Origin of the sequence: Litchfieldella anticariensis FP35 = DSM 16096 (assembly GCF_000409775.1) — a bacterium.
In the GTDB taxonomy this organism is placed as follows: Bacteria; Pseudomonadota; Gammaproteobacteria; order Pseudomonadales; family Halomonadaceae; genus Litchfieldella; species Litchfieldella anticariensis.
The window spans coordinates 67,869-83,038 of the sequence record NZ_KE332377.1; the positions used below are offsets into that span (position 1 = coordinate 67,869).

Consider the following 15,170-nt stretch of genomic DNA (forward strand, 5'->3'; position numbering starts at 1 on the left):
CTCCTAGCCTAGCTCTTGGGACGCTGGTTGTCGGGATCATACAGGGCACGATACCCGACGGCTTCTATGTGCAGCGGATAATGCTCGCCGAAGTACTCCATGAGAAGTGTGCTGCCTTCCCGGGCATATTCGACTGGCAGGTAGCCCAGGGCGATGATCTTGCCTACCGACGGGCCGTAGGCAGTGCTGGTGACGTAGGAGCGACGGCCAAGGGCGTCCACTAGCACCTCTCCACTATCCGGGTCGAGGATCGGCGCGTAACCCACCGGGTAGCGCGGCACGCCTTGGGCGTCGTGGTTTTCCTGCAGGGTCATGGTACACAGGTAGGCTGGCTGGTGTTCGCGCTCGCGTTGCTCCAGATAGGCGGCTCGGCCATGGAAGTCCGCTGGTTTGACCTTGGGCCTAGCGAGCCCTGCCTCATAGAGGTTGTATTCGGTGAGCAGGTCCACGTTCTGTAGTCGTAGGCTTTTCTCCAGGCGGCGGCTGTTGGCATAGGTCTCGATGCCCACCGGCGTCACACCCTTCTCGTAGAGCAGGTCCCACAAGGTGAGCCCGTAGCTGAACGGCGTGTACAGCTCCCAGCCCTGCTCGCCTACGTAGGAGATGCGGAAGGCCCAGATCGGCAATCCGCGTACGCGAATTTCGCGGGCCGTGGCGAAGGGGAAATGCTCGTAGTCCAGTGCCTGTGGGTCGTCGGCAACCGCTTGCAGAGTATGCCGTGCATTGGGGCCCCACAGCCCCAACGTGGCCAGGGTATCGGTGCGATCCTCGATGTGCACTCGCTTGAGTCCCTTGGCCTCGGCCATACGGGTTATCCATACGTAGTCGCGATGACCGGTGTCGCCACCGCAGATCACCCGGAACGTGTCCGCAGCGAGGCGCACCACGGTCAGGTCGGAATGCACGCCACCGAAGGCGTCCAGAAAATGCGTGTACACCCCCTTGCCGAGCGGCTGATCGCCACCTACGCGAGCCACCGAGAGGTACTCCAGCAGTGCCTCGGCATCCGCTCCGGAAACATCGAAGATGGCGAAGTGAGAAAGGTTGATCATGCCTACGTCTTCGCTCAGCGCGAGGTGTTCGGCGTTGGAGACCCGCCAGAAGTGGCGAGCGTCCCACTCGTTGGGGCGTTCGGGAACCCGCTCGGCGTAGCGCTCGAGCAGCGACTCATTGGCTGCATAGCCGTGAGCGCGCTCCCAACCCGCCGCCTCCATGAAGTAGCCGCCGAGCTCTTTCTCTCTTGACCAGAAGGGGCCGCGTCGCAGGTTGCGGCCGGACTCGAAAGGCTCGCGGGGATGGACGGGTGGGTCGTAGATCTTCTTGGCGATCTCGAAACAGCGCCCGTAGACATGGTGCGGTGTCTTCTGCACCGGGTAGAAGCGCGCAATATCGATGCCGAAGGGATCGAGCTCCGGCTTGCCCTTGGTGATCCAGTCGGCGAATACCTTGCCCATTCCCGGCCCGTCCTTGACCCAGACCGCTTCGCAGAACCACAGACCACGTGTCTCCGGTGATTCGCCGACCAGGGGGCCGCCGTCGTTGGTAACCGATAGCAGACCGTTGAACGAGTGTTTCTCGTCCCAGCCCAACTCACCGAGCACAGGGGTGAGTTCCACTGCGCGAGTGAAGGGGTGCATGACCTGGTCGAGTTCGAGGTCACGCATGGAAGGAGACAGGCGCGCCTGGTTACGCTCGAGGATATCGATGGGATGCACCAGGCGCGGTTCGGTGGTCTCATAGTAGCCCCACTCGAGCTGCCCTCCTTCGGTGGTGGTCGGGTCGCCCGTGTCGCGCATGTAGGCGGAGTTTCCCTGGTCACGCAGCAAAGGGTAGCCGATGTCCTCACCGGTGCCGGCGAAGACATCGAAGGGGCCAAAGAACAACAGGGGGTGCTCCACCGGCATCAGTGGCAAAGAGGCGCCGCCCATGGCTGCCGGAATGGGGCCCCAGATGCCTGAGGTCACGATCACCACGGGGGTCTCGATATAGCCCTTGCTGGTTTCTACACCGCGGACCCGGCCGTTGTGGACGTCGATATCCAGCGCTGGGGTATCGGCGAAGGTCTCGAGTTTTCCGGTGGCTTTTGCTCGTTCGATCAGTTCTCCCGCGACCTGCTGTGAGCGGGGCACCACCAGGCCGGCATCGGGGTCCCACATTGCGCCCTGGATCAACTCCCGTTGCACTAGTGGAAAACGCTCGACGACCTCATCAGGATCGATGAGCCGGACGTTGGTACCGAACGCTTTGCCCGAGGCGACCTTGCGTTTGAGCTCCTCCATGCGTTCATCGTCACCGACGCGTGCCACCTCGATACCGCCGATGCGTCGATAGTGGCCTAGATGTTCGTAGAAACGTTGGCTGTAGGTGGTGGTGTAGCACGACATCTTGTCGTGGGATGTCATGTAGCAGAAGTCGGAAGCATGAGACGTGGAGCCGATGTCCGAAGGAATGGCGGATTTGTCGAGACCCACGAGATTGTCCCAGCCTTGCTCGATCAGATGATGAGCCACCGAAGCGCCGACGATGCCGCCCTGGCCAATGATCACCGCGCTCGCGTGCTTAGGTAGTGTCGCCATGGCTGCTCTCCTGAGGGTGACCCGCCCGCTATCCCGACATTCTCTTGTCAACGTAATGCAAGCGAAGCCCACTGGCTATCCAGTGACGACCTTGGCGTGTGTAGCAACGACAAAAGAAAGCGCCGAAGACGATCTCTTCAGCGCTTTCAAGGTTAGGGCCGCAGGTGCCTGGGGGCATCATGGCTCAGGCCATGACATACCCGAGGATGACGAAGCCAATGGCGGTGACCAGTGCCCCAAGCAGGGCGTAGGGGAACTGGGTCAAGCCGTGCTGCATCGGTAAACAGCCGCTGCCTTGGGAAGAGAGTACCGAGGAGTCGGAAAAGAAGCAGGCATGGCTGCCGAAGCTCGAGGCGGAGAGCAGTGCACCCACCACTAGCGGCATCGGCGCGCCCATGTGCTGAGCAATGGGTACCACGATAGGTATCGAGATCACGAACACGCCCCACGACGAGCCAGTCGCAAACACCACCACAGCCATCGAGACGAAGACGATGGCGGGCAATAGGGCGACCGTGAGGTAAGGGGAAAGAGAGTCGATCATGAACTCGGTCATACCCAGCTGATCGTTGATCTCACGCAGCACGAAGCCGACCGCGACAATGGCCAGTGGCAGCATCATGGTACGGAAACCGTCCATGATGGCATCCATCAAGGTATTGAAGGTGGCCAGCCGCTGGAGCAGGTAGAGCGCCAGGGTGAACAGGGTAGCGACGATCACCCCCTTGAGCAGGTCGATCTCGAAGTAGGCACTGGCACCGATCAACACTGCCATGGGGGCCAGGAAATTGAACACCCCGAGCCATGGGTTGCTCTTGGGAAGCTCATCGTCACTCAAGGGCTGATCGGGGGCACCGTCGGGAATCGGCTGGCCGGCACGAGCGCGCTCCTCGGCCGCCTTCATCGGACCCAGGTCGGGCATCTTGCCCAACGCCACCAGCATCACCAGTGCCATGGCGACCCAACCATAGAGCATGAAGGGGATCGACTGGATGTACAGCCACATGCCTGGCCCTTCGCTGGCGCCGTTGGTTTCCAGCAACTCGGCGAAGTACACCGCCCAGGTGGACAGTGGAACCAGGATGCAGATCGGTGCCGCCGTAGAGTCGACGATATAGGCCAGCTTCTCACGCGACACGCCGAAACGATCAGTGAGACGCTTCATGGCTGCTGAAGTGGCCAGCGCATTGAGATAGTCGTCGATGAATATCAATACGCCCAGCACCGCCGTGCTCAGAAGCGACTGGCGACGCGTCTTCACCAGGCGTGTCATGAAGTGGCTGAAGCTCAGCGTGCAGCCGGATTTCTCCAGCATGGCAATGAAACCGCCCATCAGACCGCAAACCAGGATCAACCACGCGATGGTTTCGTCCATCATCACCGCTAGCGAGATATCGGCCAGCTCGCCGATATAGTCGTCGGGTTGCAGCAGGATCAGACCAGCCAGGGCGCCGACAGCCAAGGCCTCGAGAGTGCGATGGGTGGCAATGGCCACGATCAGTACCAGTGCCGAGGGCACTAGGCTGATCCAGCCGTAGTTGGTGCCAGGTGAGTGATACAGCGTTAGGCTAATGACTACAGCAAGGATGCCAGCGCTCAGTAGCACAGGGCGCCGTGAGCCACGTTTGCCAGGTAAGGAAGGGGCGAAGGGATGCGAGGTATTGCTCATGCCAGACCTCCAAACGTCGATTGGCGGTGATGGGAGGGGTGGCGTACGGCAAGAGGCGTTGTGTTTGTCATCGAGTCTCACCTCGTATTGTTGAAAGCCTATGGTTGTGAAAAGTGTTGTCGTGAAGTCGGCGCAGCAAGGCCCCGCCCGGCCATGCACGTGGCCGGGTCACTGTTGCATCATGTGGTTAGGAGGCTCTATACGTGCCGGAGGTACCAGTCATATTCCAGCTTGCTGACTTCCCGCATAGCCTGAGCACGTTCGGCGCGTCGATTGGCCAGGAACACGCTGAGGAAGTCGCGTCCCAACGCTTCGGCTAACACATCATTTGCTTCCAGCAGGTCCAGTGCTTGTTGCCAGCTATTGGTCAGGCTGGGGGCGCACTGTTCATAAGCGTTGCCGGTGGTGGCCGGTGATGGCACCAAGCGTTGCTGAATACCGTGGTCGATTGCCGCCAGCAAGGTGGCCAGCAATAGATAAGGGTTGGCATCGGCCCCAGCGACTCGGTGCTCGATACGCCGCGCATCATTGGGGCCGGAGGGAATGCGTAGGGCCACCGAACGGTTGTCGTATCCCCAGGTGGGCGCCATGGGAACGTAGAGTCCTGTCTGGAAACGCCGGTAGGAATTGAGATTAGGGGCAAACAGTGCCACTGAGGCCGGCATCAGTGTCAGTAGGCCGGCGATGGCTTGTTGTAGGGTCAGTGTGCCTAGCGGCGCTTCATCTTCGGCGGCGAAGACGTTGCGCCCGGTATTATCCAATAGGCTGATATGGACATGGGTACCGTTGCCCGCTTCATCACCATAGGGTTTGGCCATGAAGGTGGCATCGAAGCCGTGCGAGAGCGCCACTCCTTTGATCAAGCGCTTGAGCAGAACGGCACTGTCGCATGCCTTGAGCGCATCGTCGCAATGCAGCAGATTGATCTCGAACTGCCCCGGGGCACACTCCTTGAGAGCAGTATCCAGTGGTAGGCCTTGGATGGTGGCGGCAGCGTGAATGTCTTCGAGGAAGTCGGCGTATTCGTCGAGTTCATTGATCGAGTAGAGCTGACTTTGAGCGGCGCGCTCACCGGTGGCTGGCGAACAGGGTGGCTGGGCCATGCCCAACGCATCCCGGCTACGGTCGATCAGATAGAACTCCAGCTCCACGGCGACGACAGGCGTCAGGCCGGCATCACGGAACCGCGAGAGCACGCGGTCCAATACCTGGCGTGGGTCGGCAAAGAAGGGGGCGCCATCGGCCTCGTTCATGGTCATCAGGAGCTGTGCCTGCCGGCCACGGCGCAGCCAGGGGCTTGGCATCAGGGTGCCGGGTATAGGACGGCACAAACGGTCCCCATCGCCGCTGGCAAGTCCCAGCCCGGTTTCCTCGATGGTGTTGCCGTTGATATCAAGGGCGAACACTGATGCCGGCAAATTGATGCCGTCCTGATAGGCCTTCTCCAGGTTATCGCGCGGGATACGTTTTCCGCGCAAGACGCCGTTGAGGTCGCTGATCAACAGGTCGATGCTGTCGATGTCTGGGTGCCGCTCGAGAAAATCGCGGGCTTCGTCGGCTGGGGAAGACGACATGTTGCCACCTATCCTTTCTTGATCGTTGTCGATGGTTATTATCTTTCAATTGGTAAGCCGGTGTTGTCAAATTCTTTACGGCCATGGCGAATGGTATATCGCGATCATGACATCGAATTACTGATGTAAATAATTTAAAAACAAAGGGTTAATGTTATTCATCCTTTCGTCTAAGAATTCCGGCTTGGCAAGATAAATCAACGAGGGTATGTTGAGCAAAGCATAACAAACATGATCCCAGAGTTTTTAGGAGGCTGCCATGCAGACCCGCCCCTTGGTGGGAGTGATCGCCTGCCGCCGCGAGGTGGAAGGCCACCCAGCACATATGGTCACTGATAAGTATCTGAGTGCCTTGCGCGATTATGGTCTCGAGCCGATCATCCTGCCGGTCTGGGAGGATGTTGAGGTGAGTGCCGCCACGGCACTGCTGATGCGTCTCGATGGTCTGTTGCTTACAGGCAGCTACACCAACATGGAGCCGGCACGTTATGGCGCTATACGCGCTCCAGAGAACATCCGTGATGACTATCATCGGGATGCTTCGGCCTTGGCCTGGATTCCCGCTGCCCTGGATTTGGGAATGCCGTTGCTGGGGGTGTGTCGAGGTTTCCAGGAGCTCAATGTGGCCTTTGGAGGAACGCTTTATCAGGCGGTTCAGCAGCAGCCGGGAATGCTCGACCATCGGGAGTCGCCGGGCGAAAAACATGCACAGTATTCCCCCAGTCATGACTTGGAAATTCTGCCGGGAGGGGTGCTGTCGCGGCTGTATGGAGAGCGTCATGCGCGGGTCAATTCCCTGCACCAACAAGGTATCGAATATCTTGGGCCGGGGCTCGTCGCTGAAGCAACAGCTCCCGATGGTTTGATCGAGGCCATATCCGTGGCCGATGCCCCGGGTTTTTCCTTGGCCGTGCAATGGCATCCGGAATGGCATCCTCGCGATCACTCACTTTACGACGCTCTGTTCCAAGGATTCGCTCAGGCCTGCCGCGATCGGCTTTCCGCCAATAAGCCCGTGCTCGTCGAGCCAGCCGGGGCTTGATGCTGCCTTCATTTCCGGAGTCTTGTCATGCATTCATCCGATCTTCGGGCGCTGGATAGCGCCCACCATCTTCATCCTTTCACTGACTTCAAGGCGCTCGGCGAAGAGGGCAGTCGCATCGTGACCCACGCTGAGGGCGTCTATATCCATGATAGTGAGGGCCATCGCATCCTCGATGGCATGGCTGGGCTATGGTGTGTCAATCTCGGATACGGGCGCGCGGAACTGGTAGAAGCCGCCACCGCTCAGCTGCACGAGCTTCCCTATTACAACAACTTTTTCAAGACCACTCATCCACCGGCAGTCAAACTTGCCGAAAAGCTTTGTCAGCTGGCGCCGGCGCATATCAACCATGTGTTTTTCACTGGCTCGGGGTCGGAAGCCAACGACACCGTATTGCGTATGGTGCGCCGTTACTGGGCACTCAAGGGCAAACCCGACAAGCAGTGGATCATCTCGCGCGAGAATGCCTACCACGGCTCCACTGTGGCTGGCATGAGCCTGGGTGGCATGGCGCCGATGCATGCCCAGGGCGGGCCACTGGTGCCCGCTATCAGCCATGTTCGCCAGCCGTACTGGTTCGGTGAGGGGCGCGATCAATCGCCGGAAGCCTTTGGCCGCACCTGTGCCGAGGCCATCGAGGCGCGCATTCTCGAACTTGGTGAGGACAACGTCGCTGCCTTCATTGCCGAGCCGGTTCAGGGGGCCGGTGGTGCCATCATGCCGCCGGCCAGCTATTGGCCGGCAGTCAAGGAAGTGCTGGCCAAGTACGACATCTTGTTGGTGGTCGACGAAGTGATCTGCGGCTTCGGCCGTCTGGGTGAGTGGTTCGGTAGTCAGCACTATGACCTCGAGCCCGACCTGATGCCCATTGCCAAGGGGCTGTCGTCGGGTTATCTGCCGATCGGTGGCGTGCTGGTCGGTGATCGTGTCGCCGAGACCTTGATCGAGGAGGGCGGCGAGTTTTTCCATGGCTTCACCTATTCCGGCCATCCGGTCTGTGCCGCCGTGGCGTTGAAGAATCTCGAGATCATGCAGGCCGAGGGTGTGGTCGAACGAGTACGTGACGACCTTGGGCCTTATCTCGCCGAGCGCTGGATGAGCCTTGCCGAGCATCCGCTGGTCGGCGAAGTGCGTTCCCTCGGGCTGATGGGTGCCCTGGAACTGGTCGCCGACAAGACCAGTAGGGCGCGCTTCGACAAGCGGCTGGCTGCTGGCAACCTGTGTCGTGATATCTGCTTTGCCAGCGGGCTAGTGATGCGCTCGGTGGGGGATACCATGATCATTGCACCGCCATTGACGATTACGCATCACGAGATCGACGAACTGGTTTCACTGGCTCGCCGCGCGTTGGACGAAACCGCTGCACGTTTGGCTCATATCGTACAAGAGGAGATAACCGCATGAGTGCACCCTATGCCATTCCCCGCAGCCATGCCGACTGGCGCGCCATGGCCGAGTCTCAGAGCTTCGAGACTCGCGCTTTCATCGACGATGCGTTCGTCGACGCCGCCAGTGGCGAAACCTTCGAAACGATTAACCCCGCCACCGGCAAGGTGCTGGCCAGGGTGGCCAGCTGCGATGCTGCCGACGCTGAGGTGGCGGTGCATCATGCTAGAGCCGCCTTCGATCGTGGCGACTGGTCGCGAATCGCACCGGGGCGCCGCAAGAAATTGCTGCTGCGCCTCGCTGACTTGATGGAGACGCACAAGCATGAGCTGGCGCTGCTCGATACGCTGGACATGGGGAAACCGGTGAGCAGTTCACTGGGCGACATGGCCGGAGCCATCGCCTGCCTGCGCTACAATGCTGAGTCGATCGACAAGGTTTACGGCGAAGTGGCGCCCACCGGCGAGGATAGCCTGGGGCTGGTGCTGCGCGAGCCGCTGGGCGTGGTGGCGTCGATCGTTCCGTGGAACTTTCCGTTGATGATGACCGCCTGGAAGATCGCGCCGGCATTGGCCGCCGGCAACAGCGTGATCCTCAAGCCATCCGAGAAATCGCCTCTGTCGGCACTGCGCCTGGCGCAACTGGCCAAAGAGGCCGGTTTGCCACAAGGCGTATTCCAGGTGCTGCCGGGCTTCGGCCATACCGTAGGCAAGGCGCTGGCGCTGTCGATGGACGTCAATTGCCTGGCCTTCACCGGTTCGACGGCGGTGGGCAAGCAGTTGATGCAATATGCCGGACAGTCGAACCTCAAGCGTGTCTATCTGGAGTGCGGCGGCAAGAGCCCCAATATCGTCTTCGCCGATTGCAAGGACTTGGATGCCGTGGCCGAGAACGCTGCTGCCGCGATCTTCCACAATCAGGGCGAGGTATGCATCGCCGGTTCGCGGTTGCTGGTCGAGAATGCGATTCGCGAGGACTTCATCGAACGAGTGCTCAAGGCTGCCGAAGGTATGCAGCCCGGCGATCCGCTCAACCCGGATAGCTTCATGGGCGCCATCGTCGACCAGACCCAATACCAGCGGATTCTCGGTTATATTCGCCAGGGGGTGGAAGAGGGGGCCCACCTGCGCAGTGGTGGCGAATCGGTAGAGACTTGCCCGGGCGGGTTGTTCATCTCGCCGACGATATTCGACAACGTGACACCCGAAATGGTCATTGGTCGTGAGGAGGTTTTCGGGCCGGTACTGTCGGTGTTCGGTTTCGACACCGAGGAAGAGGCGATCCGCATGGCCAATGACAGCCTGTACGGTCTGGCGGCTGGGTTGTGGAGTCAGGATATCGACCGCATCATGCGCGTGACCCGGCGTCTGGAGTCGGGACAGGTCTATGTCAACAACTGGGCCGGTGGTGACATGACGGTACCTTTCGGCGGCGTCAAGCAGTCGGGCAATGGGCGTGACAAGTCGATGCACTCGTTGCAGGAGTACTCCGAACTCAAGACAGTATGGATGTCGCTAACGTCTTGACGTATCGCAGTATCCGTATCGATACACGATAAAAGAGGCCGGGGCTTCCCCCGGCCTTGGTGTGTCGGCCTGCTGTGATGTCGCTTTGCACCCTGTGATTCAAGCGACGGCTTCACCAACGTGTGGGGTAATATTGAGATTGGTCCGGAACAGGTTGTCTGGATCGTATTGCTGCTTGATCGCCTGCAGCCGGGTGTAGTTGACGCCGTAGGCAGCTGCCACCCGTTCTCCCTCATCCTCGGTAAGGAAGTTTACGTAGCCGCCTCCGGTGGCGTAGGGACTCAGATCGCTGAAGCTGCGCCGTGCCCAGTCGCGACAGCGTTCGTCGTCCGCCGCCTCCTGCCAGCGTCCGTGGATGTTCATCATGTATTGGGCATCGCGACCGGCATAGGCAGTGGCGGTGGGGTCGACGCGAGCCATGGCGCCGCCGAGTTGAGCAATGAAGATCTCGCATTCCGGCCCGGGGAGTTGTGCTGTGGCGGCAATGACGCTATCCAGCATCTCGTCGTCAAGACGAGAGAAGTTGTGGGACTTCCAGTAGTTGCGAGCACCTGGCGTCAGCAGGGGATCAAAGGCGGCCTGGAATCCAGTGTAGGGTTGTACCCCCAGCATATGACCGACAGGCTCGCCAAAGCTCAGTACGGGAGCAGCCTCGCGCTCGGCCGTGTCGACATCGCCGCTGTGCACAAGAGCAAAGACCACCACTTTCTGGCCATGCACCGATTCGGGCAGGAAGGGTAGCGGTGGCGCTTGGCGCAGTACCGTCCACACGCTCAGCTCCTCGGAACTGTTGGCCGTAAAATCTCGCCAGGCATGCAGTACTTGTCGGGCTTGCTCGAAGGGGTAGACGACCAGGCCGGCATAGACCTCCGGGCCGGCCGAGTGGAGGCGGAGTTCGAAAGACGTCACTACCCCGAAGTTGCCACCGCCGCCACGAATGGCCCAGAACAGATCCGGTTCCGAGTCCGCTGAAACCCAGTGGCGCTGGCCGTCAGCGGTGACGATGTCGGCTGATAGCAGGTTGTCCGCCGTCAGGCCGAAGCGGCGGGTCAGCCAGCCAAAGCCACCGCCCAGGCACAGACCGGCAAAGCCAGTGGTGGAATTGATGCCAAGTGGCGATGCGAGGCCAAAAGCCTGGCTTTCGCGATCGACATCGCCCAACAGCGCGCCGGGATCGATTCTGGCGATACCCTGTCGGGAATCGACGTGGACAGAACGCATCGCCGAGAGGTCGATCGTCATTCCGCCCTCGGCGATGGCATTGCCGGCGATATGGTGACCGCCACCGCGGATACTGAGCTGCATACGGTGCTCGCGGGCGAAGTCGACGGCATGACAGACGTCCTGGGTGCCAAGACAACGGACGATCAATGCTGGATAGCGATCGACCATGCCGTTCCACAATTGTCGTGCCTGGTCATAAATGCTGTCTTGGGGGGTGATGACCGCTCCGCGCAGCATGGAGGAGAACTCCGCTAGGGCAGTGTCTTCCAAGTGCTCCTGAGTGTTGGCCAGTGTTCGATAGGTAAGAGTGGTCATTGCGGGTGCTCCTATTGTCGATAATTGTGCGAGGCCGAAACCGGGAGCATCCCTGTTGTGGCGGTCATGGCCGGAACAACGCCGCCCGGTATTGGGCGGCGTTGGCTGAACGGGAAATCGGCATCCTGTATCCAGAAGTCTGGATGGTTTTGCCGCATGCACAATATCAGTTGTGTCAGGGGATGGTAGGAGGGGAGAGGGGCATGACGATGGAAGCGCGGCTTATCGATAACAGTCTCTGGGGGTGTTGTTTTTAAGTCGTTGCAGAGAGAAAGCCGTCGCTTCGTCGTGTGCTAGAAAGTCTTTGCCGGCGTGCAGCAACTCACCAAGCGACAAGCAGCCTTGCCGGGATTGCGGAAGCGGTGGGGGACGTTGGTATCGAAATAGTAGGCTTCGCCGGGTCCCAGCAAGCGGCTTTCGGCACCGATGGTGATCTCGATCTCACCTTCCAGTACCACACCGGCTTCTTCTCCCTGATGGGCGATCATCTCGCGACCGGTGTCGGTGCCGGCAGGGTAGGTTTCGATCATGAATGACAATGCTCGGGAGCGGCGGTTGGCTCCGACCAGCTTGTAGATGACGTCGCCGCTACCGATGTCGGCGAGCTCGTCGGCTTTATAAAACACCTGGTTGCGACTTTCCAGGTCCATGGTGAAGAAGTCACCGACGCTGATGGGAATGGCATCGAGAATCTTCTTCAGTGAACTGACCGAGGGGCTGACCTTGCCCTGCTCGATCAGCGATAGGCTGGAATGGGTTACCCCGCAGCGTTTGGCCAGCTCGCGCTGGGATATACCGCGCAGGCTACGCAGGGCGCGCAGTCGGGCGCCCACATCATCGGACATCGAAGACTCCTTTTCAGCGTGACCGGCTAAGCGTGGTATCCGGGGAAACGGCATGAGAACAGCCATTTCCCCAGGATCATTCTACAGGTTATCCAACTTGTCCTTGAGCAACGCATTGACCTGCTGAGGATTGGCCGTGCCGCGTGACGCTTTCATGACTTGGCCGACGAAGTAGCCGATCATCTTGCCGCGCTTCTCTGGATCGGCGTCGCGGTACTGAGCCACCTGAACCGGGCTGTCGGCGATTACCTGATCGATCATGGCCTCGATCGCACCGCTATCGGTGACCTGCTTCAATCCGCGGGCGTCGATGATGGCGTCGGCACTGTCGCCCTCGCCATTCCACAGTGCGGCGAATACCTGCTTGGCGGCCTTGCCACTGACGGTGTCGTCCATCACTCGGGCGACCAACTCGCCGAGCTGAGTCGCTGTCACCGGGCTCTGGTCGATACCCAGGTTTTCGCGATTCAGGGCGCCTGACAATTCCCCCTGGACCCAATTGGCGGCCTGCTTGGCATCGCCACAGACCTCCTTGACCGCTTCGAAGTATTCCGCCATCGCCCGGCTCGAAGACAGCACCCCGGCGTCATAGGCGGACAGTCCCAGTTCGTCCTGGAAACGGGCGCGCTTTTCAGCGGGCAGTTCCGGTAGCGAGCTGCGCAGATGATCGACATAGGCCTGATCGAGCACTACGGGCAATAGGTCGGGGCAGGGGAAATAACGATAGTCGTTGGCATGCTCCTTGGTGCGCATGCTACGGGTCTCGTCTCGGTCAGGGTCAAACAGCCGCGTTTCCTGTACCACCTTGCCACCGTCTTCGATCAACTCGATCTGGCGTTCGGCCTCGAAAGCGATGGCGCGCTCGACGAAACGGAAGGAGTTGACGTTCTTGATCTCGGCGCGGGTACCGAACTCTTCTTGTCCCTTGGGGCGTACCGAGACATTGGCGTCACAGCGCATCGAGCCTTCGGCCATGTTGCCATCGGAAATTCCCAGGTAGGTGACGATGGCGTGGATGGCCTTGAGATAGGCAACCGCTTCCTTGGCCGAGCGCATATCGGGCTCGGAAACGATCTCGAGCAACGGTGTGCCGGCACGGTTGAGATCGATGCCGGTCATGCCTTGGAAGTCCTCGTGCAGCGACTTGCCGGCATCTTCCTCGAGATGGGCGTGGTGGATGCGAATCCGTTTGGTGCTGCCATCCTCGAGGGTGATCTCGACCTCGCCCGGCCCGACGATGGGGTGGTGCATCTGGCTGGTTTGATAGCCCTTGGGCAGGTCGGGATAGAAGTAGTTCTTACGGTCGAATATCGAGACTTCCGGGATCTCGGCGTTGATGCCCAGGCCGAACTTGACCGCCATGGCCACGGCGGATTCGTTGAGCACCGGCAGCACGCCGGGCAGGCCCAGGTCGACGGCACAGGCCTGGGAGTTGGGTTCGGCCCCAAAGGCCGTGGAGGCACCGGAGAATATCTTCGAGCGGGTGGCAAGCTGGACGTGAACTTCCAGGCCGATCACGGTTTCCCATTCCATCATGCGTTCTCCTCGCCGAGAGCTGGCCGTTGGCGGTGCCAGTCGGTGGCTTGCTGGAACTGATGGGCGATGTTGAGCAGTTGCGGCTCGGCGAAATACGGGCCCAGGATCTGTAGACCGATCGGGCGCGAGCCAGCGAGCCCTGCCGGTATGCTGATGCCGGGAATGCCCGCCAGGTTGATGGCAATGGTGTAGATGTCCTGCAGATACATCGATACCGGATCCTTCTTGGCGCCCAAGTCGAAGGCCGGTGTCGGTGACGCCGGGCCCATCAGCACGTCGACATCCTCGAAGGCATCGAGGAAGTCCTGGCGGATCAGGCGGCGGACTTGCTGGGCCTTCTTGTAGTAGGCATCGAAGAAGCCTTCCGACAAGGTATGTGTGCCGATCAGGATGCGCCGCTTGACTTCCTCGCCAAAGCCCTCGGCGCGCGTACGCTCGTAAAGATCGATCAGATCCTTGGGGTTGTCGCAGCGATGACCGAAGCGAACGCCATCGTAGCGTGACAGATTGGACGAGGCCTCGGCCGGGGCGATCACGTAATAGGCGGGAATGGCGTGATGGGTATGCGGCAGGCTGACCTCACGCACCGTGGCACCGAGCGACTCATAGACACGTACCGCTTCGCGTACTGCCGCTTCCACGTTGGGATCGAGGCCGTCGCCGAAGTACTCTTTGGGCAGGCCGATCTTGAGCCCCGACAGCGAGGCGCCGAGCTCTTCCCGATAGTCGGGCACGCCGCGTGCCACGCTGGTGGAGTCACGCAAATCATGACCGGCGATGGCGCCAAGCAGCCAAGCACAATCCTCGGCCGTGCGTGCCATGGGGCCGGCTTGGTCAAGGCTCGACGCATAGGCGATGATGCCGTAGCGCGATACGCGGCCGTAAGTAGGCTTGAGACCGGTGATTCCACAGAATGACGCTGGCTGGCGGATCGATCCGCCGGTATCGGTGCCCAGTGCGGCAGGTACCAGGCCAGCGGCGACAGCGGCGGCACTACCGCCGGAGCTACCGCCGGGTACAGCGGTAAGGTCCCAAGGGTTCTTCACTGGACCATAGAAGCTGTTCTCGTTCGACGAGCCCATGGCGAACTCGTCCATGTTTGTCTTGCCCAGGCATACAGTGCCGGCGTGTTTAAGTTTCTCTACCACAGTGGCATCGTAGGGCGAGATGAAGTTATCGAGCATCCGCGAGCCGCAAGTGGTTTTCACTCCTTCGGTACAGAAAATGTCCTTCAGAGCCAGAGGAAGGCCGGTAAGTGGGCCAGCTTCACCCTTGGCGCGGGCTTGGTCGGCGCGATCAGCATCGGCCAAGGCTTGTTCGGCGGTAATGGTGATGAAGCTGTTGAGTTCGCCGTCGAGAGCGTCGATACGCCCCAGTAGGCTTTGGGTCAGCTCTCGGCTGGAGAACTCACCGGCGGTGAGCGCCGCGGCGAGCTCGGTCAATGTCTTGTCATGCATGTGGAGTTTGGCTCCGG

General features: G+C 60.4%; 10 protein-coding genes. 3 read left to right on the forward strand and 7 right to left on the reverse strand.

Annotation, left to right across the window (positions count from 1 at the left end; translation table 11 throughout):
• Nucleotides 1-8 precede the first annotated feature (8 nt).
• From L861_RS00300 to L861_RS00310, 3 genes are all read right to left on the reverse strand, one after another.
• Nucleotides 9-2,576, reverse strand: a complete 2,568-nt coding sequence (locus L861_RS00300) for a GcvT family protein (RefSeq protein ID WP_016414521.1) — start codon at nt 2,574-2,576, stop codon at nt 9-11.
• Nucleotides 2,577-2,760: 184 nt separating this feature from the next.
• A complete protein-coding gene (locus tag L861_RS00305; RefSeq protein ID WP_016414522.1) occupies nt 2,761-4,245 on the reverse strand; it encodes a Na+/H+ antiporter NhaC family protein in 1,485 nt (494 codons plus the stop codon).
• 197 nt (nt 4,246-4,442) lie between these two features.
• The gene (locus L861_RS00310; protein ID WP_016414523.1) at nt 4,443-5,819 is read right to left on the reverse strand and encodes a glutamine synthetase family protein; all 1,377 of its coding nucleotides are present in this window, start codon (nt 5,817-5,819) and stop codon (nt 4,443-4,445) included.
• A gap of 259 nt (nt 5,820-6,078) precedes the next feature.
• Here L861_RS00310 and L861_RS00315 point away from each other — a divergent pair, with 259 nt between their 5' ends.
• Genes L861_RS00315 through L861_RS00325 form a run of 3 tightly spaced genes read left to right on the forward strand, consistent with a single transcriptional unit; the run spans nt 6,079 to nt 9,776 of the window.
• Nucleotides 6,079-6,861, forward strand: a complete 783-nt coding sequence (locus L861_RS00315) for a gamma-glutamyl-gamma-aminobutyrate hydrolase family protein (RefSeq protein ID WP_016414524.1) — start codon at nt 6,079-6,081, stop codon at nt 6,859-6,861.
• Between the two features lie 27 nt (nt 6,862-6,888).
• The gene (locus L861_RS00320; RefSeq protein ID WP_016414525.1) at nt 6,889-8,268 is read left to right on the forward strand and encodes an aspartate aminotransferase family protein; all 1,380 of its coding nucleotides are present in this window, start codon (nt 6,889-6,891) and stop codon (nt 8,266-8,268) included.
• On the forward strand, nt 8,265-9,776 hold the full coding sequence (locus L861_RS00325; protein ID WP_016414526.1) for an aldehyde dehydrogenase: 1,512 nt from the start codon (nt 8,265-8,267) through the stop codon (nt 9,774-9,776). The genes L861_RS00320 and L861_RS00325 overlap by 4 nt, the downstream gene beginning before the upstream one ends.
• 99 nt (nt 9,777-9,875) lie before the next feature.
• On the opposite strand, the gene L861_RS00330 is transcribed toward L861_RS00325, so the two are convergent.
• From L861_RS00330 to gatA, 4 genes are all read right to left on the reverse strand, one after another.
• Nucleotides 9,876-11,315, reverse strand: coding sequence for an FAD-binding oxidoreductase (locus L861_RS00330; RefSeq protein ID WP_016414527.1), 1,440 nt, complete (start codon nt 11,313-11,315; stop codon nt 9,876-9,878).
• A 293-nt stretch (nt 11,316-11,608) separates the two neighbouring features.
• Nucleotides 11,609-12,160 (reverse strand): cupin domain-containing protein, encoded by a 552-nt coding sequence (locus L861_RS00335; RefSeq protein ID WP_016414528.1) that lies wholly within the window; start codon nt 12,158-12,160, stop codon nt 11,609-11,611.
• 81 nt (nt 12,161-12,241) lie between these two features.
• Nucleotides 12,242-13,693, reverse strand: coding sequence for an Asp-tRNA(Asn)/Glu-tRNA(Gln) amidotransferase subunit GatB (gatB, locus tag L861_RS00340; protein WP_016414529.1), 1,452 nt, complete (start codon nt 13,691-13,693; stop codon nt 12,242-12,244).
• Nucleotides 13,693-15,153: an Asp-tRNA(Asn)/Glu-tRNA(Gln) amidotransferase subunit GatA gene (gatA, locus tag L861_RS00345; RefSeq protein WP_016414530.1), complete on the reverse strand. Its 1,461-nt coding sequence runs from the start codon at nt 15,151-15,153 to the stop codon at nt 13,693-13,695. The genes gatB and gatA overlap by 1 nt, the downstream gene beginning before the upstream one ends.
• Nucleotides 15,154-15,170 lie beyond the last annotated feature (17 nt).

Excerpts from the sequence above, each read along its gene's own strand:
- L861_RS00300 (WP_016414521.1), bottom strand. The coding sequence starts at position 2,576 with ATGGCGACACTACCTAAGCACGCGAGCGCGGTGATCATTGGCCAGGGC.
- L861_RS00305 (WP_016414522.1), bottom strand. The coding sequence starts at position 4,245 with ATGAGCAATACCTCGCATCCCTTCGCCCCTTCCTTACCTGGCAAACGT.
- L861_RS00310 (WP_016414523.1), bottom strand. The coding sequence starts at position 5,819 with ATGTCGTCTTCCCCAGCCGACGAAGCCCGCGATTTTCTCGAGCGGCAC.
- L861_RS00315 (WP_016414524.1), top strand. The coding sequence starts at position 6,079 with ATGCAGACCCGCCCCTTGGTGGGAGTGATCGCCTGCCGCCGCGAGGTG.
- L861_RS00320 (WP_016414525.1), top strand. The coding sequence starts at position 6,889 with ATGCATTCATCCGATCTTCGGGCGCTGGATAGCGCCCACCATCTTCAT.
- L861_RS00325 (WP_016414526.1), top strand. The coding sequence starts at position 8,265 with ATGAGTGCACCCTATGCCATTCCCCGCAGCCATGCCGACTGGCGCGCC.
- L861_RS00330 (WP_016414527.1), bottom strand. The coding sequence starts at position 11,315 with ATGACCACTCTTACCTATCGAACACTGGCCAACACTCAGGAGCACTTG.
- L861_RS00335 (WP_016414528.1), bottom strand. The coding sequence starts at position 12,160 with ATGTCCGATGATGTGGGCGCCCGACTGCGCGCCCTGCGTAGCCTGCGC.
- gatB (WP_016414529.1), bottom strand. The coding sequence starts at position 13,693 with ATGGAATGGGAAACCGTGATCGGCCTGGAAGTTCACGTCCAGCTTGCC.
- gatA (WP_016414530.1), bottom strand. The coding sequence starts at position 15,153 with ATGCATGACAAGACATTGACCGAGCTCGCCGCGGCGCTCACCGCCGGT.